Annotated in this window: 25 protein-coding genes; 3 read left to right on the top strand and 22 right to left on the bottom strand. The window is 40.5% G+C overall.

Features of this window, described 5'->3' with window-relative positions; all coding sequences use genetic code 11:
• Positions 1–5 precede the first annotated feature (5 nt).
• The 6 genes from yqfC to rpsU form a co-directional block, all read right to left on the bottom strand.
• Positions 6–290 (bottom strand): sporulation protein YqfC, encoded by a 285-nt coding sequence (yqfC, locus tag A5N88_RS01300; RefSeq protein WP_066262087.1) that lies wholly within the window; start codon positions 288–290, stop codon positions 6–8.
• Between the two features lie 133 nt (positions 291–423).
• Positions 424–846 carry a YqfB family membrane protein gene (locus tag A5N88_RS01295; RefSeq protein ID WP_066262083.1) on the bottom strand — a complete coding sequence of 141 codons (423 nt, stop codon included), beginning with the start codon at positions 844–846 and terminating at the stop codon, positions 424–426.
• A 111-nt stretch (positions 847–957) separates the two neighbouring features.
• Complete coding sequence (gene floA / locus A5N88_RS01290) at positions 958–1,950, bottom strand: flotillin-like protein FloA (protein WP_066262080.1); 993 nt, start codon at positions 1,948–1,950, stop codon at positions 958–960.
• 159 nt (positions 1,951–2,109) lie between these two features.
• Complete coding sequence (locus A5N88_RS01285; RefSeq protein WP_066262078.1) at positions 2,110–2,985, bottom strand: NfeD family protein; 876 nt, start codon at positions 2,983–2,985, stop codon at positions 2,110–2,112.
• A 175-nt stretch (positions 2,986–3,160) separates the two neighbouring features.
• Positions 3,161–3,613: a GatB/YqeY domain-containing protein gene (locus tag A5N88_RS01280; protein ID WP_066262076.1), complete on the bottom strand. Its 453-nt coding sequence runs from the start codon at positions 3,611–3,613 to the stop codon at positions 3,161–3,163.
• 14 nt (positions 3,614–3,627) lie between these two features.
• Entirely contained in the window at positions 3,628–3,801 is a 174-nt protein-coding gene (gene rpsU / locus A5N88_RS01275; RefSeq protein ID WP_066262073.1) for a 30S ribosomal protein S21, read from the bottom strand.
• 401 nt (positions 3,802–4,202) lie between these two features.
• Here rpsU and A5N88_RS01270 point away from each other — a divergent pair, with 401 nt between their 5' ends.
• The gene (locus A5N88_RS01270) at positions 4,203–5,132 is read left to right on the top strand and encodes a Na/Pi symporter (protein WP_066262066.1); all 930 of its coding nucleotides are present in this window, start codon (positions 4,203–4,205) and stop codon (positions 5,130–5,132) included.
• A 376-nt stretch (positions 5,133–5,508) separates the two neighbouring features.
• Here A5N88_RS01270 and mtaB read toward each other — a convergent pair whose 3' ends face one another.
• The 13 genes from mtaB to gpr all read right to left on the bottom strand — a co-directional run bounded on the left by mtaB (position 5,509) and on the right by gpr (position 19,446).
• Positions 5,509–6,864, bottom strand: coding sequence for a tRNA (N(6)-L-threonylcarbamoyladenosine(37)-C(2))-methylthiotransferase MtaB (mtaB, locus tag A5N88_RS01265; protein WP_066262065.1), 1,356 nt, complete (start codon positions 6,862–6,864; stop codon positions 5,509–5,511).
• 4 nt (positions 6,865–6,868) lie between these two features.
• Complete coding sequence (locus tag A5N88_RS01260) at positions 6,869–7,621, bottom strand: 16S rRNA (uracil(1498)-N(3))-methyltransferase (RefSeq protein ID WP_066262064.1); 753 nt, start codon at positions 7,619–7,621, stop codon at positions 6,869–6,871.
• 6 nt (positions 7,622–7,627) lie between these two features.
• A complete protein-coding gene (gene prmA, locus A5N88_RS01255; protein WP_066262059.1) occupies positions 7,628–8,566 on the bottom strand; it encodes a 50S ribosomal protein L11 methyltransferase in 939 nt (312 codons plus the stop codon).
• 22 nt (positions 8,567–8,588) lie between these two features.
• The gene (gene dnaJ, locus A5N88_RS01250) at positions 8,589–9,710 is read right to left on the bottom strand and encodes a molecular chaperone DnaJ (protein ID WP_066262057.1); all 1,122 of its coding nucleotides are present in this window, start codon (positions 9,708–9,710) and stop codon (positions 8,589–8,591) included.
• 482 nt (positions 9,711–10,192) lie between these two features.
• Positions 10,193–12,025 (bottom strand): molecular chaperone DnaK, encoded by a 1,833-nt coding sequence (gene dnaK / locus A5N88_RS01245; protein ID WP_066262054.1) that lies wholly within the window; start codon positions 12,023–12,025, stop codon positions 10,193–10,195.
• A gap of 39 nt (positions 12,026–12,064) precedes the next feature.
• Positions 12,065–12,649, bottom strand: coding sequence for a nucleotide exchange factor GrpE (gene grpE, locus A5N88_RS01240; RefSeq protein WP_066262052.1), 585 nt, complete (start codon positions 12,647–12,649; stop codon positions 12,065–12,067).
• A 140-nt stretch (positions 12,650–12,789) separates the two neighbouring features.
• The gene (gene hrcA / locus A5N88_RS01235; protein WP_066262050.1) at positions 12,790–13,818 is read right to left on the bottom strand and encodes a heat-inducible transcriptional repressor HrcA; all 1,029 of its coding nucleotides are present in this window, start codon (positions 13,816–13,818) and stop codon (positions 12,790–12,792) included.
• A gap of 97 nt (positions 13,819–13,915) precedes the next feature.
• Complete coding sequence (locus A5N88_RS24625) at positions 13,916–14,077, bottom strand: hypothetical protein (protein ID WP_157090565.1); 162 nt, start codon at positions 14,075–14,077, stop codon at positions 13,916–13,918.
• A 55-nt stretch (positions 14,078–14,132) separates the two neighbouring features.
• Positions 14,133–14,264 carry a hypothetical protein gene (locus tag A5N88_RS26035; RefSeq protein ID WP_260525536.1) on the bottom strand — a complete coding sequence of 44 codons (132 nt, stop codon included), beginning with the start codon at positions 14,262–14,264 and terminating at the stop codon, positions 14,133–14,135.
• Between the two features lie 90 nt (positions 14,265–14,354).
• Positions 14,355–15,485 carry a radical SAM family heme chaperone HemW gene (hemW, locus tag A5N88_RS01230; protein ID WP_066262048.1) on the bottom strand — a complete coding sequence of 377 codons (1,131 nt, stop codon included), beginning with the start codon at positions 15,483–15,485 and terminating at the stop codon, positions 14,355–14,357.
• A 241-nt stretch (positions 15,486–15,726) separates the two neighbouring features.
• Positions 15,727–17,565 (bottom strand): translation elongation factor 4, encoded by a 1,839-nt coding sequence (gene lepA / locus A5N88_RS01225; protein WP_066262047.1) that lies wholly within the window; start codon positions 17,563–17,565, stop codon positions 15,727–15,729.
• Between the two features lie 295 nt (positions 17,566–17,860).
• Positions 17,861–18,193 (bottom strand): DUF3679 domain-containing protein, encoded by a 333-nt coding sequence (locus A5N88_RS01220; RefSeq protein ID WP_066262045.1) that lies wholly within the window; start codon positions 18,191–18,193, stop codon positions 17,861–17,863.
• Between the two features lie 122 nt (positions 18,194–18,315).
• The gene (gene gpr, locus A5N88_RS01215) at positions 18,316–19,446 is read right to left on the bottom strand and encodes a GPR endopeptidase (RefSeq protein WP_066262044.1); all 1,131 of its coding nucleotides are present in this window, start codon (positions 19,444–19,446) and stop codon (positions 18,316–18,318) included.
• A gap of 192 nt (positions 19,447–19,638) precedes the next feature.
• Between gpr and rpsT the strand changes: the two genes are divergently transcribed.
• Positions 19,639–19,902 (top strand): 30S ribosomal protein S20, encoded by a 264-nt coding sequence (gene rpsT / locus A5N88_RS01210; RefSeq protein WP_066262042.1) that lies wholly within the window; start codon positions 19,639–19,641, stop codon positions 19,900–19,902.
• Between the two features lie 66 nt (positions 19,903–19,968).
• Here rpsT and holA read toward each other — a convergent pair whose 3' ends face one another.
• Entirely contained in the window at positions 19,969–20,988 is a 1,020-nt protein-coding gene (holA, locus tag A5N88_RS01205) for a DNA polymerase III subunit delta (protein ID WP_066262040.1), read from the bottom strand.
• Between the two features lie 302 nt (positions 20,989–21,290).
• Here holA and A5N88_RS23985 point away from each other — a divergent pair, with 302 nt between their 5' ends.
• Positions 21,291–21,425 carry a YqzM family protein gene (locus A5N88_RS23985; RefSeq protein WP_083952973.1) on the top strand — a complete coding sequence of 45 codons (135 nt, stop codon included), beginning with the start codon at positions 21,291–21,293 and terminating at the stop codon, positions 21,423–21,425.
• 67 nt (positions 21,426–21,492) lie between these two features.
• Here the strand turns inward: A5N88_RS23985 and A5N88_RS01200 are convergent, their stop codons facing one another.
• Together A5N88_RS01200 and A5N88_RS01195 are read right to left on the bottom strand one after the other, a co-directional pair.
• Positions 21,493–23,814 (bottom strand): DNA internalization-related competence protein ComEC/Rec2, encoded by a 2,322-nt coding sequence (locus A5N88_RS01200; protein ID WP_198160152.1) that lies wholly within the window; start codon positions 23,812–23,814, stop codon positions 21,493–21,495.
• Between the two features lie 385 nt (positions 23,815–24,199).
• The gene (locus tag A5N88_RS01195; protein ID WP_066262038.1) at positions 24,200–24,760 is read right to left on the bottom strand and encodes a ComE operon protein 2; all 561 of its coding nucleotides are present in this window, start codon (positions 24,758–24,760) and stop codon (positions 24,200–24,202) included.
• Between the last annotated feature and the right edge of the window lie 67 nt (positions 24,761–24,827).

Here is a 24,827-nt window from a genome sequence, read left to right as displayed (position 1 = left end):
ACTCCCTATTCATTTAGATACATAACAGCATCTATTTTCCCTTCCAATAAAATCTCTTCTGGCAAAATCGTTCTAATCACAAATGAACTGCCCTTAATTAGTAGCTGTCCTTGTTTCAAAAGAAGCCTCACTTCCTGATCGGTAAAGGTAAGGAGTCCTCTGTGATTTTCTATGTAAATATGAATTTGCCCAATCATTGTAATGCGGGGGAGATCCATCATGACATCTTGCGGAAGCTCCATTTTCTGTGTCATCCAACTTCGAAGTAACCGGCCCCATTTTTTTGCCATAAAAAAGAACCCCCTTTCATCTCATATGTATGAAACAAAATAGGGATTCAGCACTTAATTATCTTGGTTTTTAAAAGAATACATTCATATATGTTTCTAATCCTTTTGCAGCCCAAGATCCAGCCATTTACAGCTACTGTCTGTAGGGACGCCTTGACCTTGGCGGGCCCAGGACTTCAGACATGATGATTCCTTTCACAAAATCTTCTCCTTCAAGCGAGCCCTCTGTAAGTGAAGGAGAAACCTCTTGGTTTTCCTGGATTTCACGTTTCATTGCCGCTTTAGACTTTTTCTGATAGTATTCTTCTGCAGACATATCAAATGCAGATGCCGAATTCCGGTCATATTGCCGGGATGGTCTTTCTCTTTCTTCTTTAGAATTCATTTCATAATGGAGTTTTTTGGAGCCCTGTGTATGCTGTGGTGCCCCTTGCTCCAAAATGGCTTTTTTAAAGGGCGGTTTAGCGTTTCTCGCGGTATCACCTGCAATGTCACGTATCTTTTTCGCTACCCACCCAATTCCCGCAATAAGAAGAAAGAAAATGATTGAATTCATAGCTTCCCTTCTTTCTCTGCCGCTTCATGCACAGTGTGTTTTTATAGCCATAATCCTTGTATACTTAATTGTCTCTAAGCGGCAGCGACGATTTTAAAAAGGCTTCATGATTTATTTTTCGTTCTTTTTATCATCGGTCATTTTTCCGATTGAACCGCGCATCTCAGTATCTGATTCAATGTTTTTTAAGTTGAGGTAATCCATTACTCCGATATTCCCTTCACGCAGCGCCTGAGCCATTGCCAGCGGGACCTCTGCTTCCGCTTCCACCACTTTTGCACGCATTTCCTGAACCCTGGCTTTCATTTCCTGCTCCGTTGCAACAGCTCTTGCTCTTCGCTCTTCCGCCTTTGCCTGTGCAATTTTTTTATCTGCTTCCGCCTGCTCGGTTTGAAGCTCTGCCCCAATATTCTTGCCCACATCCACGTCCGCAATATCAATCGAAAGAATCTCAAACGCTGTACCGGCATCCAGGCCTTTTGTCAGGACAGTTTGGGAGATTAAATCTGGTGTTTCCAGAATTTTTTTATGACTGTCAGATGAGCCAATAGTTGAAACAATCCCTTCCCCAACACGGGCAATGACCGTTTCTTCACCAGCTCCCCCTACCAGTCTTTCAATATTCGCACGCACGGTAATTCTGGCTTTTGCCTTTACCTCAATACCATTCATTGCTACCCCGGGTATAAAAGGAGTTTCAATTACTTTAGGATTAACACTCATTTGAACAGCCTCAAGTACATTTCTTCCAGCAAGATCAATCGCTGCACATCGTTCAAAGCTCAATTCAATATTCGCTCTATGGGCAGCAATTAATGCATTGACCACTCTATCCACGTTTCCCCCTGCCAGGTAATGGCTTTCTAGCTGATTAATTCCTACTTCAATTCCCGCTTTCCTTGCCTTGATTAGCGGATTAATAACACGGCTTGGAATGACACGGCGCAGCCTCATTCCCACTAATGTAAAAATGCCAATTTTCACTCCGGCTGCAAGGGCTGAGATCCATAGCATAACCGGTACAAACGTTAATAAAATACCAATCAAAATAATGGCAATGACGATAGCAAATATCACCAAAACCGTTCCGGGTGTTAATACCATCCAAAATACCTCCTTGTATGCTCATTTATTAAAGCTGTTTTCAAATAGATTGTTGCTTTAAGTCCAAAGTGTCATTCCGAACGTTGTGTGTCTTCTTGACATCTATTCATCACTAGAACAGAAACATTAGCTGTATTCAAACGAAAATAACAACACGCTTCACGCATTTTCATCCTTTTTTAACGGGCGCACCACAATACGTGAACCTTCCACCTTTATTACACTTACCCATTCATCCTTCGGAATAAAGCTGCCCTCACTTACTACATCCAGCCGCTCCTCTCCAATATTCATCATTCCTGCAGGTCTTAAAGGTGTAAGTGTTTTTCCTGTTTTTCCCAAAAGATCTTTTCGATTAATATTTGATACGTATCCTCCTTCTGTGCTGGCAAAATCATCCAAAACAATTTTTTTAAATAATTTCATTCTTTTTTTCAGCACCTTTATCATAAAAATCACGCCAAGTAATGTCACTAAAAGTGCAATTAAAAGAGAAATAGCTGTATACTTTATATCCCCACCCGCAAGCAGTAGACTGGCAAGTATAGAGGCAATCCCTAAAATACCGGCAATCGCGCCAGGGAGGAAGAATTCTGCTGCCACAAGCAATATGCCTATAATGAATAAAAGTATAACATCGAAGCCTGCCAGACCTGCAGCAAAATGTCCGTAAAAATACAAGAGTACGGCAATCAAGCCAATAGAACCTGCTATCCCGAATCGAGGAGAAAATAATTCCAGCGCAAACCCTAAGCACGCAATCGTTAAAAGGAGCGTAACGATAACCGGGGTGTTTAGGAATGCAGTAAAACCGCTTGAAAAGGTTGCGCTTTCATATCTTGTATGGCTATTGCCTAAATCATTTGCCAGAGCCTGCTCTGAATAAAACTGCTTCTGATTCAATTCATGCTTTGCGCTTAAAGCATGATTATTGGAATACCTGCTGTCAGCATTCGCAGAAATACACATGATACGGGAAAAGCCTAGTAAAGCGGTCATAAAAACAACAAAGAAAATCAAAACCGTCCATTTCACTTTTGTCCCCCCTTTTTGTAAAAATTGCTTTTGAATCCATTATTGCCATCTAAATTTACGATTAATTTTCAAAAAAGTTTCAATCTGTGCCTTAAAAGTGTTCATACATACTACATATATATGTATATGCGATTAAAATAAAAAACCAGGAAGTATAAACTTCCCGGTTTTTTATTTACCTATTCGATAACTGCTGAATAACGACCTTGTTTACAGTAGAACCATCAGCTTGACCTTTAACCTTAGGCATGATGGCACTCATGACTTTGCCCATATCAGCTTTTGTAGAAGCGCCAACCTCATTAATCGTTTCTTCCACTAATTTGGTGACTTCATCTTCCGAAAGCTGCTTTGGCATATATATATCGACATAAGTCAGTTCTGTGCGAATTTTTTCAGCCAGATCTTCGCGATCCGCTTTTTCAAATTCAAGGAGGGAGTCTTTGCGTTGCTTCACTTCGCGAGAAAGGACAGTCAACTCTTCTTCTTCAGTTAATTCTGAATTCCCTTGCTTAATGGCTTCATTCTGAAGTGAAGCTTTAAGTAGCCGGATGACAGAGAGTTTTTCTTTTTCTTTGTTTTTCATCGCTTGTTTCATATCTTCATTTAAACGCTCGAGAAGACTCATTATTCCACCCTCTCTTAGTACTTACGTTTTCTAGCAGCTTCAGACTTCTTCTTACGTTTTACGCTTGGCTTTTCATAAAATTCGCGCTTTCTAAATTCTTGCAACGTTCCAGTTTTAGAAACTGTACGTTTGAAGCGGCGAAGAGCATCTTCAAGCGATTCGTTTTTACGAACAACTGTTTTTGACATCTCTCTTTCCCTCCCTCCGAACACCGAACACACTACGGTTACATCATGTTCAAGCCATGGTAAAACCATGTACTTTGCCATTATAATATAACCTTTATGCAAGGTCAACAATCTTTGCACTTATTAGTACTAAAAATGGATTATTTCTCTATTAATCCATCTTTATTTTAGTTATTTGCTGTAAGAACAAAGGTTGTAAAACGTTAGTTTAACACGAATAAGCTAAAAAATAAGCAGTTAACAACATAGAAATTTAACATTTATGAAATAAAGCAATTAACCTATGCAAACAAAGTCTTTTAAAGCTTTTAAAAGATCTGCAGCCTGGTCACTCCCAGGAATTTTAACGGCTTGTCATGTTCCGTACATTTGGCCCATATATGTAAAAGGAGGTGATGGACGTGCTTTATTTTATCTTATTTATTCTATTAATTATTAGCTTTTTAATAGGAATTAAATGGCTACGAACGGGGCTTTTTATGCTATCGGGAAAAGCAATGGAAAGCTGGATGAAGAAAATTACCAGCACCCCTCTAAAGGGGATGGCTGCCGGAATCCTGATGACAGCGCTTATGCAAAGCAGCGCAGCAGTTATGGTCATCACGATTGGTCTTGTTGCCGCAAAAATATTGGCCTTCCCTGAAACGATCGGCATTATCCTGGGCACCAATATCGGTACCACCTTTACACTTGAATTTCTCTCTTTTGATCTATCTCGTATTGCCTTACCTTTTTTTATCATTGGTGTTTGCTTATTTTTATTCACTTCGAAACGCCTGAAAAGCATCGGGTTTATTTTAACAGGCTTTGCGATCATTGTAGCGTCCATGAGGGCGTTTGAAAGACTTGCAGTCCCTTTAACACAGTTAAGCTTCATTCAGCATCTCCTGCAGCTTGTCAGCAGCCATACCGTCCTCTCATTCCTTTTGGGCATAGGCTTGACTGCCTGCATACAATCCAGCACCGTTATGACAGGAATAGCTATGAGTTTTTTAAGTGCAGGCATATTTCCTTTGGAAACAGGCATTGCCATTATGCTTGGGGCTAATATTGGCACATGCATAACAGCACTTTTAGCGAGTCTGGGCGGAGGAGAGGAAGCACGATTAACTGCGTATGCACATGTTTGGCTGAATGTAACCGGTGCACTTATCTGCATGCCTCTGATCCATTATCTAGCATTGTTTTGTAAAAGCTTAACAATCAATCCCGAAGCCCAGCTTGCCCATGCAAGTGTCCTATTTAATTTGATTAGTTCATTGCTGGTCTTGCCTTTTGCTACAAGATTCGGAAGCTTTATCGTTTGGCTCCATGGAAAAAGAAAAGCGTAAGCGCCTTGCTCATCGGCGTACGGATTTCGGAGTCTGCGACTAAGATAAAGGAAACACAGCGAGGCCGTTTACGAGCTGATGTTGACTTATCGCAGGGAGGAGACGGTGAAATCCGCTAGACGATAGGCGCTGGAGCTAGACAATAAAGAAAAGCGTAAGCGCCTTGCTCATCGGCGTACGGATTTCGGAGTCTGCGACTGAGATAAAGGAAACACAGCGAGGCTGTTTACGAGCTGATGTTAACTTATCGCAGGGAGGAGACGGTGAAATCCGCTAGACGATAGGCGCTGGAGCTAGACAGAGGCTAGATTAATTCATTTATTTGACAAGAATTTTATACGTTTATCCAACAAAAAAACTGCAGAGGCTCTGCAGTTTAAATGGCTGTTTTTTCAGCTTCAGGGGCAAGGTTGTCCAAAACGCGGACAAACTGCCCTTCGTTATATGGATATCCTGCTTTTGTTATTTTTACTTTCACTAATTTCCCTACCATATCTTCATTAGCCGGGAATACTACCTTTAAGTAGTTATCTGTATATCCCTCATAAAGACCGCTTTCTGGATCTTCCTTAAATCTTTCTTCAGGAATCACTTCAAGTACTTCATTTTCAAATTTAGAAGCATATTCTTTTGCAAGCTGGTCAGACAATTCAATTAAGCGATGAACGCGATTATTCTTCACGTCTTCTTCTATTTGATCTGTCATTCTAGCAGCAGGTGTGCCTGTTCGCTTGGAATAAGGAAACACATGGAGCTCTGAAAATTGATGCTCTTTTATGAAATCATAGGTTTCCTGAAACTCTTCTTCTGTTTCACCCGGAAAGCCGACAATGACATCTGAAGTAACAGCAAGGCCAGGCAATGCTTTTTTCAGCTTGGTAAGACGTTCTGCAAATTCAGCCATTGTATATTTCCTTCTCATTCTTTTTAAAACAGTGTCCGATCCAGATTGAAGAGGAATATGCATATGGCGGACAATAAGCTTAGAATTCTCGATAACTTCAATTACTTCATCTGTCAGCTGGCTTGCCTCTATAGAAGATATACGAATTCGTTTCAGGCCGTGAACCTGTTTTTCAAGATCTGTCAGCAGCATAGCAAGATTATAATCCTTCATATCCTGTCCATAGCCGCCAGTGTGAATGCCTGTTAAAACAATCTCTTTATATCCTGCATCAACAAGCTGCTGAGCCTGGCGAATAACCTCCTGAGGATCACGTGATCGCATCAAACCTCTCGCCCATGGGATAATGCAGAAGGTACAGAAATTATTGCAGCCTTCCTGGATTTTCAAGGAAGCGCGAGTTCTGTCTGTAAAAGCCGGTACATCCAGCTCTTCATATACACGGTTTTTCATGATATTTCTAACACCGTTGATCGGCTGGCGTTCGTTTTTGAATTGCTCGATATATTCAAGCATTTTAACGCGGTCCTGTGTACCTACAACAATGTCTACACCAGGAATCGCCATAATTTCAGCTGGAGATGTTTGAGCATAGCAGCCAGTTACACAAATTACTGCATCCGGATTTTTCCGCACAGCACGCCGAATCACCTGGCGGCTTTTTTTATCTCCTGTATTCGTTACCGTACATGTATTAATGACGTACACATCCGCTGATGAATCAAAATCAGTGCGTTCATAGCCCTGGTTTTTAAAGATTTGCCAGATTGCTTCCGTTTCATAATGATTTACTTTACAGCCTAATGTATGAAATGCCACTGAGGACATATAATCACCTCATTAATTCTAAATGATAGGAAATGGCAGATAGTGCGTATAAAGGGGCGGTCTCCGTTCTTAAAATTCGAGGCCCCAGGCCGCATACCATATATCCCTTGTTTTCTAATAACGCTATTTCTTTGTCGGACAGTCCGCCTTCCGGACCAAATACAGCAAGCACACGCTGACCAGGCTTGAACTCGGATATCGCTTCAGCAAACCGGGAGGCTTCTCCCTGCTTTGCGCTTTCTTCAAAAGCGACTAATTTATGCTCATACATATCGCTTAATTGAAGAAGCTCCTTAAATGAACATGGAGCCATTACTTCAGGCAAGTGCTGCCTATGTGATTGTTCTGCAGCCTCTTGTGCAATCTTTTGCCAGCGCTCCACTTTTTTCTTTTCTTTTTTGGCATCCCACTTTACAATGGAGCGATCCGCGATAAAAGGGACAAATTGAAAAGCGCCAAGTTCAGTGCCTTTTTGGATAATCAGCTCTAATTTATCCCCTTTGGGCAGTCCGCTCGCAATCGTTACACGGACAGGCATTTCTTTATTTGTTTCTTCCCATTTTACAATGTCTGCGAATATTTCTTCATTGGTAATTTCCGTAATTTTCGCTTCAGCCGCTTTTCCCTCTAAGAAGACAAGATAAATGGAATCGCCGGCTTTCATTCTCATTACACGGGAAATATGATGGTATGAATCCCCTGTCAGCGTTATGGTATGGTTACCATCATATTTTTGCCCGATAAAATATCTTTGCAACATTCTTCACCCGCGCTTCGCTATAAATGCAACCCAATCTTCCATTACCAGTGTTTCTACTATGGTAAAACCAGCTTCAATAATAGCATCCTTCACCTGGTTTTTCTTTTGCTGAATGATTCCTGAAGCAATGAAATGGCCACCAGGCTTTACCACTCTTCCTACGTCTTCTGTAAAACGTAAGATTACTTCTGCTAATATGTTGGCTACGACAATATCTGCCTGAGACTCTATCCCTTTTAGAAGATCATTCTGGCGAACGTCAGCAATATGATGAACTTTGTTCAGCTTAAGATTCAATTTGGCAGACTGGACTGCGACATCGTCAAGATCCAGGGCATCCACTTTTTCTGCCCCCAAAAGAGCTGCTGCAATACTGAGTACTCCTGAACCTGTACCGACATCAATAACCGTATCACCTTTTTTCACCGTGCGCTCCAAAGCCTGTATACACATAACGGTAGTAGGATGAGTTCCTGTACCAAAAGCCATGCCGGGATCAAGCTCGATAATTAATTCGTCACTGCTTACTGGTGTATAATCCTCCCATGTAGGGACAATAGTAAACTTCTCAGAAATTTTAACTGGATTATAGTACTTCTTCCATGCAGTGGCCCACTCTTCTTCGTTTACTTCACTTATTGTTACATGATTCCGGCCGATATCAATATTAAAGGATGTCAAATTACTTATTGCGAGTTTTATTTCCTCAACTGTTTCACCTAAAAAGCTGTTAACGGGCAAATAAGCTTTCACAATAACTCCTTCTTCAGGATAATCATCCGGATTGAGTTGGTAGATTTCCCCAAATTGATCCTGCCGTTCTCTCACCAGTTCAAACGGATCTTCAATAACGACTCCGCTGGCTCCAGCCTCATGCAGGATATTTGAAATCGGTTCTACCGCTTCATTTGTTGTATGAATCATAATTTCAGACCATTTCACTATCTACCAACTCCATTTTTGATTATTCCCCTTTAAAAGCTCTTTTCATTTTGTCAAAAAAGCTTTCATTGTGTTCGTCTGGTATTTGCCCGCTGATTTCCGAAAACTCTCTTAATAGCTGCTTCTGTTTATCTGTCAGCTTGGTTGGCGTCATAACCTTTGCAAATATATGCTGATCGCCTGTGCCATATCCTCTTACATTTGGTACCCCTTTGCCGCGGAGCCTGAATTTAGTGCCGCTTTGAGTTCCTGCAGGGATTTTCAGTTTCACTCTTCCATGCAGCGTAGGAACTTCAATTTCATCACCTAGTGCAGCCTGAGAGAATGTTATAGGTACTTCACAATAGATATCGTCTCCATCTCTCTCGAAAAATTCGTGTTCACGAACATGGAAGACTACGTATAAATCTCCTGAAGGCCCGCCATTTATGCCTGGCTCACCCTGGCCTGAGACACGAAGCTGCTGGCCATCGTCAATTCCTGCTGGAATTTTCACGTGAATTTTCCGACGTTTTTTCACTTTACCGGATCCTCCACAAGTCTTACACTTATCTTTAATCAGTTTGCCTGTTCCTTCACAATAATGACAAACTCTTCTATTCACAATTTTTCCAAATGGCGTGTTTTGTTCTGTATTTAATTGGCCGCTACCATGACAATGCGGACATGTTTCCGGCTTTGTTCCTGGCTGTGCCCCTGAGCCATGGCAGGTATCACACGTTTCTTCTTTAGGAATTTCAAGGTCCGTTTCCTTGCCAAAGACAGCTTCCTCAAAAGAAAGAGTCATCGTATATTGAAGGTCAGCTCCTTGGCGTGGAGCATTTGGATCACGGCGCCTTCCTCCCCCGCCTCCAAAGAAAGTGCTGAAGATATCTTCAAAGCCGCCAAAACCTCCGAAGTCTCCAGCGCCCCCAAAGCCTTGATTTGGATCCGTATGGCCGAACTGGTCATAATGGGCACGTTTTTGATCATCACTTAATACTTCATATGCTTCTTTTACTTCTTTGAATTTATCCGCTGCATCCGCTTCTTTATTAATATCCGGATGATACTTTTTTGAAAGCTTTCTGTAAGCTTTTTTAATTTCTTCTTTCGAAGCACCTTTTTGCAGGCCTAATACTTCATAATAATCCCTTTTATCCATTCAAACACACTCCCGATTCCTTTCACATAAAGGTAATTTTAGCATTGTCACATGTAACAATCAACAAGAAAAGCATAAGCGCCTTGTTCATCGGCGTAAGGATTTCAGAGTCTTCGACTGAGATAAAGGAAACACAGCGAGGTAGTTCGCGAGCTGATGCTGACTTATCGCTGGGAGGAGACGTAGAAATCCGCTAGCCGATAGGCGCTGGAGCTGGACAACAAGAAAAGCGCAAGGTGTACAGCTTTAGGCGACAAGCATAAGACAAGTCGGCTTGAAGGTTTGCCTTTTAACCTTCTAGACGGCTGGGCTTATGACCTCGAGCCGATGGTGCCTGGAGCTGGACCCTTGTTCATCGGCGTACAAATTTAAATTCATAGAAAAAGCCAAAGCCAAGATTGACCTGACTTTGACTTTTAAAGATAAGTACAGCATCGATGCCCTGCCTAACATTCTATGCAAAGGCTTGCTGAGAATTTCTTTTATTTCTTATCGTCCACTTCTTCAAATTCTGCATCTACAACATTATCGTCCTTTTTGCTTGTGCTTTGGCCTTCTGCACCTTGTTGAGCCTGCTGCTGTTTAGCTGCTTCTTCATAAAGCTTTACAGAAAGATTTTGAACGATTTCTTGAAGAGCTTCTTTCTTTTCGCGAATTTCATTAAGCTCATTCTTCTCAATTGCAGCTTTTAAAGCATCCTTTGCTTCTTCCGCTTTTTTTACTTCTGCTTCTTCTACTTTCCCTTCAAGATCTTTGATTGTTTTTTCAGTTGCAAAGATCAGCTGGTCAGCTTCGTTGCGAAGTTCTACTTCTTCCTTGCGTGCCTTATCTGCTTCAGCATTTTCTTCTGCTTCTTTCACCATGCGGTCAATTTCTTCATCAGATAAAGTTGTGTTTGATTTAATCGTAATGTTTTGTTGCTTGCCAGTTCCTAAATCCTTAGCACTTACATTTACGATACCGTTTTTATCAATATCAAATGTTACTTCAATTTGCGGTATTCCACGTGGTGCCGGCGGAATATCGGATAATTGGAAGCGTCCAAGTGTTTTATTGTCAGCAGCCATTGGGCGTTCCCCTTGCAATACATGAATATCCACTGCTGTTTGGTTATCAGCGGCTGTTGAGAACACTTGAGATTTTGAAGTTGGAATTGTTGTATTGCGTTCAATAAGCTTTGTTGCAACTCCGCCCATTGTTTCAATTCCTAAAGAAAGTGGTGTTACGTCCAGAAGAACAACATCTTTCACATCACCAGTCAACACACCGCCCTGGATTGCAGCACCCATTGCCACAACTTCATCAGGGTTTACACCTTTGTGCGGCTCTTTGCCAAGTGCTTTACGGATGGCTTCCTGAACAGCAGGGATACGTGTAGAACCCCCAACAAGGATAACTTTATCTATTTCATTAGCTGATAAGCCTGCATCCTTTAATGCCTGGCGTGTCGGCCCCATTGTACGCTCAACAAGTTCTGCAGAAAGTTCTTCAAATTTCGCACGGGAAAGAGTTACTTCTAAATGAAGCGGACCTGCTTCTCCTGCTGTAATGAATGGCAGTGAAACTTGTGTTGAAGTAACACCGGAAAGATCCTTTTTCGCCTTTTCTGCTGCATCCTTTAAGCGCTGTAATGCCATTTTATCTTTTGAAAGGTCAATGCCATTTTCTTTTTTAAACTCCTGTACTAAATAATCAATAATAACCTGGTCAAAGTCGTCACCGCCAAGTTTATTGTCACCAGCAGTAGCGCGAACTTCGAATACGCCGTCTCCCAATTCAAGGATAGATACGTCAAATGTACCGCCGCCAAGGTCATAAACAAGAATGGTTTGGTCTTCATCCATTTTATCAAGACCGTATGCTAATGCTGCTGCAGTAGGCTCATTGATAATACGTTCAACTTCCAAACCGGCAATACGTCCGGCATCTTTAGTAGCCTGGCGCTGTGAATCATTGAAGTAAGCTGGAACTGTAATAACAGCTTTTTCAACTGTTTCTCCAAGGTAGTCTTCTGCAAAAGACTTTAGATACTGAAGGATCATTGCAGAAATTTCCTGTGGAGTATAATCTTTTCCCTCAACAGTAGTTTTATGGTCTGTACCCATATAACGTTTAATAGAAATGATAGTGTTAGGATTTGTAATTGCCTGACGTTTTGCTACCTCACCAACCTGGCGCTCGCCATTTTTAAACGCAACAACAGAAGGTGTTGTTCTGTTGCCTTCTGGATTTGGAATAACTTTTGGCTCTCCGCCTTCCAGAACAGATACACATGAGTTTGTTGTACCTAAGTCAATCCCGATAATTTTGCTCATGTTCAATTGCCTCCCTTACGAATATGTAGTTTTCTAGAATTATTGATTTACCTTCACCATGGAAGGACGAATGACGCGGTCTTTCAGAATGTAGCCTTTTTGGAATTCTTCCACTACTACATTTGATCCATAGCTCTCATCCTCAACCTGCATAATGGCCTGGTGATAATAAGGATCAAATTCTTTTCCCACTGACTCAATTATTTCAATGCCTTCTTGTTTAAGAGCTTCCTGAATGCTTTTATAAACCATTTCTACTCCCTGGAGCAATTGTTTTGTCTGCTCGTTATCAGGAGTAATCTGCATGGCACGCTCAAAATTATCAATGGCTGGTAAAAGATTTGTAATTAAGGCTTGTGCTCTATATTTTTCACTCGCTTCACGGTCCAATTGCATCCGGCGGCGGAAATTGTCAAAATCAGCACGAAGACGTATATAGCGGTCTTCACTCTCATCAAGCTTAGCCTGTAATTCAGCCAATTGCTCAGATTGCTTTATATCATCAGCAGCCTCTGTTTCAGCTTCAGGTGTCCCTTCAGCAAAAATAGCCTCTGCCGCTTCTTTTTCTTCAGTTTCCTGATGAATGGTTTCTTGATCTTCCATTTGTTTTTGCTCATCTGCCATTGTTTTCACCCCCTTTAAAGGAATCATTCAGCTCTGTTTTTAAAGTTCATGTGTTTGTGCATGGGAAAACACTAGAAACCATTAATTGCTGCACAATGGTTTCCAGTATTAATTTTCTATACTCAATATGTCCACAATGTTTAGCCTTGATACAATCTTGTCAAAGCTCTGGACATATCATGACTTAAAAAATCAACAATGCTGATAACCCGTGAATATTCCATTCTAATCGGTCCCAGTAAGGCAATTGTGCCTACAGGTTCTTGTCCGATGGAATAGGTCGCAGTAATGATACTGCAGTCTTCCATCTCAGACAATTGATTTTCTTTTCCAATTTTAACATGAATGCCTGCAGGAGTATGCTTAAATAACTCATAAACTCCTTTTTCCCCTTCAATCATTTCCATTAAAGAGCGAATCTTGTGAATATCATTGAATTCAGGCTGGTTTAAAATATTGCTTTTTCCGCCAAAGAAAATCTTTTCGTGCTGATGGACGTTCAATGCATCAGAGAAAGAATGAAGCATTGCATCATAATTCTCAATATGAGCCCTCAGGATTTGAACAACTTCTTTATAGATTTTATCTCGCAGCTCATTAATAGGGACATCAGCCAGCTTTGCATTTAATATATTCACCAGCTTTTCCAAGTCTCCTAAATTAAAGCCGTGCGGAAGAGTAAACATCCGGTTCTCTACGTGACCGGTGTCCGTAATGATGATGGCCACCGCTGTTTCCTGATTTAAAGGAACAATTTGCAGCCTTTTTAATTTATTTTCTTTTACTGCAGGCCCTAATAGGATAGCAGTATAATTCGTTAATTCCGATAAAATTTGCGCTGATTTTTGCACCAGCTTTTCCATTTCATAAATCCGGTCAATGAAAATAGAATGAATTTGTGAAATGATTTGCTTGTCGAGCTTTTGCGGAGATAAAATGTTATCGACATAATATCTGTACCCTTTCTCAGAAGGTATTCTTCCTGAGGAAGTATGAGTCTTTTCAATAAAACCCATATCCTCCAAATCCGCCATTTCATTTCGTATGGTAGCAGAGCTGAAGGAAATTTCATCTTTTTTAGAAAGGGTCCTGGAGCCGACAGGTTGCGCAGATCGGATAAAATCGTCAATGATTACCTTCAATACAAGAAGCTGGCGATCTGTTAACAACGTTCATCACCTCTGTTAGCACTCATCAAAGCCGAGTGCTAATGATACTAATAAATTATCAAAATCGGCTGTTGATGTCAATGATTTTACATATGAATTAGCCAATTCCATAATCAATGACTCTGTTCATCATACCAGTTGATGTCTGCTGCAGGCACGCTTTCCACAGGCGGTCTGAAAGCTTCCCTGCAGCCTGCTCCTGCGGGGTCTCCCCTTTACCGGTTTTTCCCGCAGGAGTCTCGAACATTCGCTCAATCAATTTCGCCTTTACATCAACACAGGAATTTACTGTGACACTGTTTGCGCTCTTTCCTTCATGTTGGTTGATTTACACTGTATGCACTCGCTTTCCGCAGGCTGCAGGAAGCCTCCTCGTCACACGCTCCTACCGTCCCCTCAAATCCACATAGGATTACATTAATCTTATACAGAGACACGATGCTCATTATGTCTTCTCCCATTATGAAAAGGTCATAATTATTAGTAGTGGCCGGCTTGATGCTTTGAACCCGCAATAAAGTTATTTTAAGAGAAGCCTAAACAATTAAAAAGGCTTCAAACACTTCATTTCCCAGAAAACGGCCTTTTTTTGACAATCGCACTCGATCTCCACTAATTTCAATTAATCCCCTGCCATTCAGATCTTGAATCGGGTTGTTAAAAATGGTAATAAGCTGCTCATTAAATTTTTCTTTGAAACGGGTCATGCTGACACCTTCATTTTTTCTCAGGCCAAGAAACAGCTCTTCTTCCATTTTTTCTTTTTTGGTCAAAAGATGCTCTTCTTGAACCGGAAGCTCCCAGTTCTTCAACGGATCCATGTATTTTTTCAACGGGCCGTAGTTTGATCCCCTTACACCATTAATATAGCCATGGGCGCCTGCTCCAAAACCGAAATATTCCTCATTATTCCAATACACCAAATTATGCCGACTTTCAAACCCAGGCTTGGCAAAATTACTAATTTCGTATTGATGATAACCAGCTTTCTCCATTTCGTTCATTAGAAGACTGTACATATTGGCCTCTGAATCTTCCGTTGGCAAAGATAGTTTTCCTTTTCTTTGCAAATTAAAGAAGATAGTTTTAGGCTCAACAATCAAGGAATAGCTGGAGTAATGCGGAAGGCCGAGCTCAAGGGCTGTTTTTAGAGTGTTACGAAAATCATCTTCCGTCTGCCCGGGAAGGCTGTATATCAAATCAATGCTGATATTGTCAAAGCCTGCTTTTTCAGCTTTTTTAAGCGTTGAAAACACGTCTGCCGCACGATGTGTTCTCCCGATTTTCTTTAATAGTTCATCATTAAAGGATTGAACTCCAAAACTCAACCGGTTCACTCCATAATCCTTCAAGACATGAAGCTGTTCATCCGAGAGATCAGAGGGATTGGCTTCAAAGGTAAACTCCCCCTCTTGCAAAGGAAGGTACTCCCTTATTCCTTTGCACAGAACCTCCAGCTGGGCGGCATTTAATGTGGTTGGTGTCCCTCCTCCCACAAAAATCGTTTGTATTTGGCCTGGTGGATTCTGCTCTGTTTTTATTTTCATTTCACGAATAAGCATTTCAAGATATTCATCCACAGGCTGCCCTTTTAGAAATACTTTATTAAAATCGCAATAGTAGCAAATGTGTTCGCAAAATGGAATATGAATATAGGCTGCTTCCATTTCTATCACCCCTTCCTTGAAATTTTTCCATATCTTGTTTTCAGCTTTTTTACTTCGGCTGTTTTCGTTGCATCTTTTGATAGCAATTCACAAATTTTACTACTGAACTAGGCTTTATAATCATTTTTTATATCAACTAGCAACGAAAAGGTTCTTTTCTTTTCACACTGTCTGCGGAAATAGAAAGAGGAGGGCCCCCTAAATTAGAGCCTGCTCCCCGATTTTTCTTTATCAGATTTCATTATTTTTTCCCGGCATCTGTATCATCCATTTTTAAGATTGCCATAAATGCTTCTTGCGGAACTTCGACCGACCCTACTTGCTTCATGCGCTTCTTACCTTCTTTTTGCTTTTCAAGAAGCTTTCTTTTTCGGGAAATATCTCCGCCATAGCATTTTGCAAGAACGTTTTTCCTCATGGCCTTAATGGTAGACCTTGCAACAATTTTTTGGCCGACGGCTGCCTGTATCGGCACTTCAAATTGCTGGCGCGGAATGATCTCTTTTAATTTATCCACTATAACCTTCCCGCGTTCGTATGCAAAATCTTTATGAACAATGAAGCTGAGAGCATCCACTTTCTCGGCATTCAAAAGAATGTCCATTTTCACAAGTTTTGATGGTTTATAGCCTATTAGCTCGTAGTCAAAAGAAGCATAGCCTTTTGTGCTGGATTTCAGCTGGTCAAAAAAGTCGTATACAATTTCAGACAACGGAATTTCATAGACCACATTTACCCGAATATCATCCAAATACTTCATATCAATAAAATTACCGCGTTTTGCCTGGGAAAGCTCCATGACCGCCCCAACATAATCATTTGGAACCATGATAGAGGCTTTAACGTACGGCTCTTCTACTTGTGCAATTTTCTGGGGATCAGGCATATTGGAAGGATTGTCAACATCTACGATTGTTCCGTCTGTCATTTCAACTTTATAAATAACACTTGGCGCAGTCGTAATTAAATCGATGTTAAATTCGCGTTCAATGCGCTCCTGGATAATCTCCATATGTAAGAGCCCAAGGAATCCGCAGCGGAATCCAAAACCGAGTGCCTGGGATGTTTCTGGTTCAAATTGCAGGGAGGAATCGTTTAATTCCAGTTTTTCAAGGGCATCCCTCAGATCATTAAACTTTGCAGAATCAATCGGATATAGGCCGCAATAAACCATCGGGTTTAGTTTTCTATAACCAGGCAGAGGTACTGCAGCAGGATTTTTCGCACTTGTAATGGTGTCCCCTACACGTGTGTCCCCAACGTTTTTAATAGAGGCTGTTATAAAACCAACGTCCCCGACCGTAAGCTCGTCGCATAAAACAGGCTTTGGATTGCTGACTCCAACTTCCGTTACCTCAAATTCTTTTCCTGTTGCCATCATTTTGATCTTATCGCCTACTTTTACGGAACCTTCTACGATTCTGACATACGCAATAACACCGCGATAGGCATCATACAAAGAATCAAAGATAAGAGCTTTTAACGGGCCATCCGGATCCCCTTCAGGAGCAGGTACCTTTTCAACGATTTGCTCAAGTATATCTTCGATTCCAATTCCAGCTTTAGCGGAAGCAAGAACTGCTTCAGATGCATCAAGACCGATAACATCCTCCACTTCCTGCCTTACTCTTTCTGGGTCTGCGGCAGGCAGGTCAATTTTATTAATAACAGGCAGGATTTCCAGATTGTTATCAAGGGCTAAGTATACGTTCGCCAGTGTCTGCGCCTCAATACCCTGCGCAGCATCTACAACTAATATGGCCCCTTCACAAGCTGCAAGGCTTCGGGAAACCTCGTAGGTAAAGTCTACATGTCCCGGCGTATCTATTAAATGAAAGGTATAGACTTCGCCATCCTTTGCCTTGTATTTTAATTGTACTGCATTTAATTTAATGGTGATTCCCCGTTCACGCTCAAGGTCCATTGAATCTAGCAGCTGATTTTTCATTTCACGGGCTGTAAGGGCATTGGTCTTCTCTAAAATTCTGTCAGCCAATGTGGATTTCCCGTGGTCGATATGTGCAATAATAGAAAAGTTGCGGATTCTGCGCTGTCTTTCCAGTTTTTCTTCACGATTCATACTTCTTCACTCCTGTTAATCGACACGTATACACTATTTCTGATTATATCAGCAGGGGTTTTAAGATTCAATCATAACATTAAGCTTATGGAATAATAGTGTTAAAGTGGAATTTTTCTAATTTAGATTCCTGCTGGTTTTGGCTCATTTTACAGTACAGGGCAGACCAGTGGAGCAAACTAGTTTGCTCCACTGGTCTGCCCTGTACTGTAACCTTTCAGCTAGCTGAAAGGCGTGTGAAACGGTAGTTTCACACGAATGAGCCAAAACCATATAGCTTACTACTTTTTTGATGTTATAAAAAAGAGGAACAAAGCGTCACAAATGTTTTTGCCACAGAGGAAACAACAGCGGCAAGTGACTTTCCGAGCATTGAGAATAGGTTAAAGGATTTAATTTCCTGGAGCTTCTGCTTTTTCTGAACAATGGTATCAGCTGATATTTGCTTTCCCAAAACAGAAGCTTCTATATTGCCGTTTTTCGCCTTTAAATGGATAGGAGAAGAAAGAGCAGGATTAGTATAGCCCTTCATTTCTTTCATACTAGAATTGGCCGCCTGCATGCCAATCAGTACCCCAATAATTAAGGCAATAGTAAGAAGGATATTTTTCACCATAAACCTGCTCATAAAACTCATCCTTTTAATTACATTTATAAGATACAGAAACATGTCTCTTGCTATTCTTTCTAGTATCATTATGTATTTACTAGAATAAATAGAACCCCTTGTTTACTGATAGACCGTTCTCCTTATCTCGTCTTAAAGCCTGCATCCTCCTGATTAATTGAAGAGTGGAGCGCTGCATTTAAACCGCTCGCAATAAGGTTTGCTGTATCCTCAATAAAAATATCCACTTCTTTTGGCGTTACCATTAAATTGTGGCCGATCGGTGCCAAAACCTCATGGATCAGTTTCCGTTTTTCTTCCTCTTCCAGATTTCCGACAATCCCCATAAAAAGCTTTCTATGCTGTTCACCGGGCATATCCTCCTCTGTTAATTCTTTCTTTTCACCAAATGCCATGCTCGAAGGAACAAGCGAATGAGAAGGACGGTTTCCTTCTTTCATCTCACGGCCAAAATGTTTTAATAAAAAGTCAATCGTATCATTTGTTATTGAGACAGCATCCACTACTGTTGGCACACCGATGGCAATGACAGGGATGCCAAGCGTTTCTTCACTTAATTCCTTCCTTTTATTCCCAACTCCAGATCCTGGATGAATACCCGTATCGGAAATTTGTATAGTAGAATTAACTCTTGTTAAAGACCGGGATGCCAGTGCATCCACTGCAATGATAAAATCAGGCTTACTCTTTTCAGCAACACCGAAAATGATATCGCTTGTTTCTATCCCCGTAAGCCCCATTACACCAGGAGCTAAAGCACTGACAGGACGATATCCCTTTTCTACATTCTCGGGCTGAAGGGTAAATAAATGGCGGGTAACCAGTACATTTTCACAAACCATCGGCCCTAATGCATCTGGCGTCACATTCCAATTGCCTAAGCCAACAATTAAACAACTGGCATCCTTGGATATATTTAATTCATCCATAAACCGGCTGAACTCATCAGCAAAAATCTTTTCTACCTGCTGCTGCAGCTGTGAATCCTGTTCCCGAATCCCCTGTGCCTCAATGGTTAAGTAGTTCCCTGCCTTTTTTCCAATCGCCTTTTCACCCTCAGCCGTTACTTTGACCGTAGAAATAATGACACCATCTACTTTACGCTCCTTAATAATCACTCCTTCTATGCTCGAAGTATCCGAAGCATCCCTGCTTTTCTTTTCTCTCATCTCTGTTGCCATTTCGTGTGCTTCTATTGCCAAATCTGTTCTGACAGAATACAAACTTAAATCTAGTTCTTGCTTTTTTGTCATGTTCTATTCCTCCAAATCCGAACCTTCTTTTAAACCTATTTTCGCCTATAACCGAGAGATTCATTCCTAAAGTTATGTTTTTACTAAGGTGAGTATTGCATAATCAATGTTCATTTGATAAAATATCACTTGTTGTTATTGATAAGGTGAAAGTCGAGTAATCCCCGGATATACTCGTAGGAGGTGAAAGAAATGCCAAATATTAAATCTGCTATCAAACGTGTAAAAACTGCAAACGAAAGCAACGCACAAAACTCTTCTGTAAAGTCTACTATGCGTTCTTCCGTTAAGAAATTTGAAGCTGCAGTTGTAAATAATGACGAAAACTCAAAAGCACTTTTAGCAAATGCTGTTAAGCAATTAGATAAAGCTGCTTCTAAAGGTCTTATTCATAAAAACGCTGCGAACAGACAAAAAGCACGCTTAATGAAAAAATTAAACGCTGCTAATGCTTAATTAAGGCTTCCGGTCTCTGGCCGGATGTTTGTTACATAAAAAAACGATCCCATTGGGATCGTTTTTTTATGTCTTTTGTGAATTTAATTGAAAGAAAAACATTTCAACAACCATTTTTTTATCCAATCCGCTTGATTTCATCTGCAAATCGCTTTCGGCCAGCATATCCATAATTTTTTTTAGTTCGTGTTCTGAAAAAAGCTTTGCCTGTCCGGCTGCCAATTTCACTCTGAATGGATGCACTTTCAAGGTACTGGCAATTTGCTGCTGTCCGTATCCTCTCCTTGCAAGCTCTTTCGTTTGATAAATTAAGCGAAACTGCCCTGCCAGAATGGATAGTATTTTGATGGGTTCTTCATTTTGTTTTAATAAATCGTAAAAAATCCGTAGTGCTTCGTCTATTTTTCTGTGCACTACCTTATCTACAAGAGAAAAAATGTTTTGTTCGAGCGAACGGGCCGTTAGCTTTTCCACCATTTCCTGATTAATTTCATTGCCTTTACCAACATAAAGCGAAATCTTATCAATTTCATTTGTCAGCATCATTAAGTCGGTTCCGGCAAGCCCGCTCAGCATATCAGCTGCATCCTTTGTTATTCTTACACCATTTAATTCTGCCCTGCCTTGAATCCATGAACCAAGCTCCGCTTCAGTCAGCTTCTTAGCTTCTAGCACCTCTGCTTTTTTCTTTAAGAGTTTAGTGATTTTTTTACGTTCATCAAGCTTTTCATATGGTGCAGAAATGACCAGTATACTATAGGGGGCAGGCTCCTCCAAATAGGCCTCCAGCTTTGCAATATTGTGTTCAATTTTGCCTTTGGTTTTTTCAGCGGTTAAAAACGTCGGGTTATGTAAAAAGACCAGTTTTCTCTCTCCAACAAAAGGAAATGTCTCAGCATCCTCAAGAGTTAATTCCACAGGCATTTCTTCTAAATCATAAGAAGAAAAATTAAAATCCATTTCCTCTTCTGTCAGTGCATTTTGTATTAAAATTTGTTTTGCTTCATTGATTAAAAACCTTTCTGTTCCATATAATAAATAGACAGCTGAAAAATTTTTCTTTTTTATTTTATCTAAAACGTTCATGTATCCTTCTCCCTTTAAATATCCTTCCTCCTTCTATCCTAAGTAATGCTGTCCAATTTGACAACCCATAGAGAGGATTAACCCCTTCTGACTGATGAAGTTAATCCCCTGGATTTATTTGAACGCTTTTGGAAAAGGCCTAGGATTCTTTTCCTTAAAGCGGTGGTCCTTATTCTTATTATCACCTTTAAAAGAGAAAGTATAGGTGACAACTCTTGTCAGTAAAGGAAATCAAAATGAAAGTGGTAGATTTTTCTGAATAAATCGTCTATACTGAAGTGAACATAATAGGAGGGGTAATTGTGAACCAATTTGAAAAAGATGTTCAATCCAAACGGAATGATGCAGTTGATTCAGGAGTAGGATTTGGTGTCTCGTTTTTATTTTTCTTCATAATGTTCGTCATTGCCACTGTTATTAAAATGATGGGTTCTTAAAAACTAAAAAATCATGGGGTTTGCATCGGCAAACTCTTTTTTTATTTCTGTATTTCACTACTGTATCCTATGGAAATTCTACAGAAAAGGTTCCGTGATTCTGAAAAAATCGATAATGGACTGCTCCCATTTGATCCGTTCTCAAAATGAGCACATGATGGCTATTAAGTGTATCAAGGACTTCCTGATGCGGGTGACCGAATCGATTGTTCTTCCCAGCTGATATTACGGCAAGTTTAGGCTTTATCTGTTCAATAAATTTTTCCGACGAAGCTGTCCTGCTGCCATGATGGCCAGCTTTCAGGATATTCGCTTGAATATTATAGGCCTTCAAAAGCCTCTCTTCTCCTTTTTTCTCCAAATCTCCAGTAAATAACCATGTCTCTCCTCCAAAAGCGGCATATAGCACTAGAGAGCTGTTATTTCCTTCATATACATCTGTCAAAGGAGAGACAATCAGAAAGAATCCCGAGGCATTTTTCCATGAGTAGCCTGCTTTTATTCTCTCAATTGGAATGCGTTCATGTACGGCAGCTTTAACTGTCTGGTACATTAAGGGCTTTCTCCAGGCATTCGGAGAAATATAAAGCGTTTGAATGCCTATTTCCTTCATAAGTTCTCTTGCAGCGCCGATATGATCCTGATCGCTGTGTGTAAGAATTAGCTTGTCTATTTTACGAATTCCCTTGCTTTTAAGATAGGGTATTAAAATATCATTTCCTACATGGAATTGGTGCAGCCTTTTTTCCCAATTTTCCTGCTCAAAGCTGACTTCGCCTCCTGTATCAATTAAATAAATCCCTCTATTGAATGGAAGTTTAATGAGGATACTGTCTCCTTGCCCGATATCAATAAACGTAACTTCTCCAAAAGGATTAAATGTTTGAAACAGGATAAAGCCAGTCATTAAAACAAGGAAAGGTATGCCTGCCTTCCATAGCTTATATCCTTTTTCCCATAAGATATAGAATAAAAAGACACATGCAAAGAGTCCCAATAATAAAAAAACACATGGCTTTCCTGTAACTAGGACAGCCCACTTCTGATTAAATTGTTCAGCGATTATTTCTTCTGCCTTAATCAGAATAGTTAAAAGGTTTGACAACAAAAAAAACAACGGGTGAAGGATCATTGTTAAGCCTTTAACATCACAAATGAGAGAAAGAACGAAATTAATAAGGATTAGAGGGGTTAAAAGGAAGGAGTAGAAAGGAACAAAAATTAGGTTTGTTAAAAGGCTGATAACAGAAATCTGAAAAAAAGAATACATAAGTATAGGAAGCGAAACGACCTGTGATACAAGGGAAATTTTCATCATATTCACCAGGGCATTGCTTTGCCTGGCAAGAATGGTTCTGGATGACAAAAGAATGGACAGGCTCACCAAAAATGACAGCTGGAAACCTATATTAAAGAGAAGGCAGGGGTTGTAAAACATACATACTAAAAAGCTTATGGATAAGGCATCAAGCCCCGAAAGCATATTTTTCTTTGATCCTAAAAGCAGCATAGACATAAACACCGCCCTCACCACCGGAGGATTACTTCCGCAGATGATTGCATAAATCGGCAGGATAAGGAGAAGCACAGCTCTAGATGACTCCCTTGTAAAACCCAGCCGGATCAAAATAAAAAATAATCCATATGCAAGGATATTCACTTGCAGACCGGAAATCGCAAGAAGATGAACCACTCCTAATCGTTGAAACATCGCATATTGCTGGTCATCAAAATTGGAGCTGTCCCCAAAGAGCAGTGCTTCAGCATATGGAACAGTTGCAGGTATGAACGTTTTCTGAACTTGCTCCATCCCTTTTTCCCTCAAAGCCTCAATCTTTTCAGCCATTCCGGTTTTTCCTTGCTTACAAAAATCAAGTGAGCCCGCTTTAAAAGTCCAATGAATGTTTTCTTCTTCCAGATAGAATTTATAATTAAACAAGTTTTCATTTCGATTCTTTTCAGGTTCACTTAGTTTTCCTTCAGCGATACATTCAGTACCGGGACGTATCGTCCGCTGAAGTTCTGCTTTTTTCATTTGGGAGGGAATCGTGTATTGAAGTACAAGGCGCTCTTTCTTTTCAGGAAGGAATACTTTTGCTTTAAGGAGGTTTCCATCGATGGAAGGGCCATTTTGAAAGAGCATATGGAAGCTGGTATCACTGGCTTTCAAATGGGTTATATGGGTTGAATGGCTCCATAAGCCTGCCAAAATGGATAATATATAAACCGTTAATGCCTTAAACACAAGCTTTCTGTTATGGGTGCGTACTATCTGGATCCATATTAAATGAAAAAAGAAAACAGCTCCCCAAGGAACAGGAAGGATCACGGAGAAGCCGCTCAGGGATGCAAGTGCAATAAAAAGCCAAAGACCTTGAATGAATATCACCTGCCTTATCCAAAAAAACATATCCTTTTATATACTTTGTGTTATTTACACATAGACTCTTTATATTGCCTGTTGATTTTTTGCTGCAGGCACTCACACTACGCGGGCGGCAGCGGAGCCTCATCGGCTCATGCTTCTGCAGGCGCCTAACCCGCTTTTAAAAGCAGGAGTCTCGTTTATCAGCTCCAATCAACATAGGTTTAAAATCAACAATGGTCTTCAACAGAAGTTGAACATAATAAATGTTTTAAAAAGGCTCTTTTCGTAAACTGTGTTGCTATATTGGCACAAAAAAGTGAATGAAACAAAGGTTCAACATGTAAAATTTTGTATACAAAAAGATACCACGAAGACAAATCAAATGTACGAAAAGCAAGAAAATAGCCTATTTAAATAAGACTTCCGCTCTTTCCCGCAGCACTTCCAAGTCAGCATCATCTGTACCCGCTGCAGACAGCCTTTCAATTAAATTATCTACCATCTCATGTTTTTCTCTTGATTTTACATCTAAGACAGATTGGTTAAAAGGAACACGCTCTACCACTACACCTGCTTTTTCAAACAGCTCTATTGCATATGGATGGTTTTTATAATCTGCTGCGTAAAATACCGCTTTGATTCCCGCCTGAATAATCGCTTTGCAGCATTGAAGACAAGGAAAATGGGTTACATAAATTTCTGCATTATTCGTTGCAACCCCAAACTTTGCACATTGCAGTATGGCATTCATTTCCGCATGAACCGTTCTGATACAGTGACCGTCCATTACATAGCAACCAGCATCAATACAATGCTCCCCGCCGGCAATGGATCCATTATAACCGCCTGCAATGATGCGTTTGTCTCTTACAATAGTTGCACCAACTGTCAATCTCCTGCAAGTGCTTCTATAAGATAATAAATGGCTCTGAGCCATGAAATATTGATTCCAGGAAATCCTCTCCATTAAACTCATCCTTTCCTTGGTGTTTGTCCATGACGCTTATTATTTTAAGTTTATCGATGCTGGTAAC

It is taken from the genome of Heyndrickxia acidicola (assembly GCF_001636425.1).
Lineage (GTDB): Bacteria > Bacillota > Bacilli > Bacillales > Bacillaceae_C > Bacillus_AE > Bacillus_AE acidicola.
This window is presented reverse-complemented; position numbering and strand designations above follow the sequence as displayed.

Excerpts from the sequence above, each read along its gene's own strand:
- floA (WP_066262080.1), bottom strand. The coding sequence starts at position 1,950 with ATGGTATTAACACCCGGAACGGTTTTGGTGATATTTGCTATCGTCATT.
- rpsU (WP_066262073.1), bottom strand. The coding sequence starts at position 3,801 with ATGTCAAAAACAGTTGTTCGTAAAAACGAATCGCTTGAAGATGCTCTT.
- rpsT (WP_066262042.1), top strand. The coding sequence starts at position 19,639 with ATGCCAAATATTAAATCTGCTATCAAACGTGTAAAAACTGCAAACGAA.
- mtaB (WP_066262065.1), bottom strand. The coding sequence starts at position 6,864 with ATGTCCTCAGTGGCATTTCATACATTAGGCTGTAAAGTAAATCATTAT.
- yqfC (WP_066262087.1), bottom strand. The coding sequence starts at position 290 with ATGGCAAAAAAATGGGGCCGGTTACTTCGAAGTTGGATGACACAGAAA.
- A5N88_RS01295 (WP_066262083.1), bottom strand. The coding sequence starts at position 846 with ATGAATTCAATCATTTTCTTTCTTCTTATTGCGGGAATTGGGTGGGTA.
- hemW (WP_066262048.1), bottom strand. The coding sequence starts at position 15,485 with ATGGAAGCAGCCTATATTCATATTCCATTTTGCGAACACATTTGCTAC.
- grpE (WP_066262052.1), bottom strand. The coding sequence starts at position 12,649 with ATGGCAGATGAGCAAAAACAAATGGAAGATCAAGAAACCATTCATCAG.
- holA (WP_066262040.1), bottom strand. The coding sequence starts at position 20,988 with ATGAACGTTTTAGATAAAATAAAAAAGAAAAATTTTTCAGCTGTCTAT.
- A5N88_RS01280 (WP_066262076.1), bottom strand. The coding sequence starts at position 3,613 with ATGAGTCTTCTCGAGCGTTTAAATGAAGATATGAAACAAGCGATGAAA.
- gpr (WP_066262044.1), bottom strand. The coding sequence starts at position 19,446 with ATGACAAAAAAGCAAGAACTAGATTTAAGTTTGTATTCTGTCAGAACA.
- A5N88_RS26035 (WP_260525536.1), bottom strand. The coding sequence starts at position 14,264 with ATGAGCATCGTGTCTCTGTATAAGATTAATGTAATCCTATGTGGATTT.
- A5N88_RS01195 (WP_066262038.1), bottom strand. The coding sequence starts at position 24,760 with ATGGAGAGGATTTCCTGGAATCAATATTTCATGGCTCAGAGCCATTTA.
- A5N88_RS01220 (WP_066262045.1), bottom strand. The coding sequence starts at position 18,193 with ATGAGCAGGTTTATGGTGAAAAATATCCTTCTTACTATTGCCTTAATT.
- dnaJ (WP_066262057.1), bottom strand. The coding sequence starts at position 9,710 with ATGGATAAAAGGGATTATTATGAAGTATTAGGCCTGCAAAAAGGTGCT.
- dnaK (WP_066262054.1), bottom strand. The coding sequence starts at position 12,025 with ATGAGCAAAATTATCGGGATTGACTTAGGTACAACAAACTCATGTGTA.
- lepA (WP_066262047.1), bottom strand. The coding sequence starts at position 17,565 with ATGAATCGTGAAGAAAAACTGGAAAGACAGCGCAGAATCCGCAACTTT.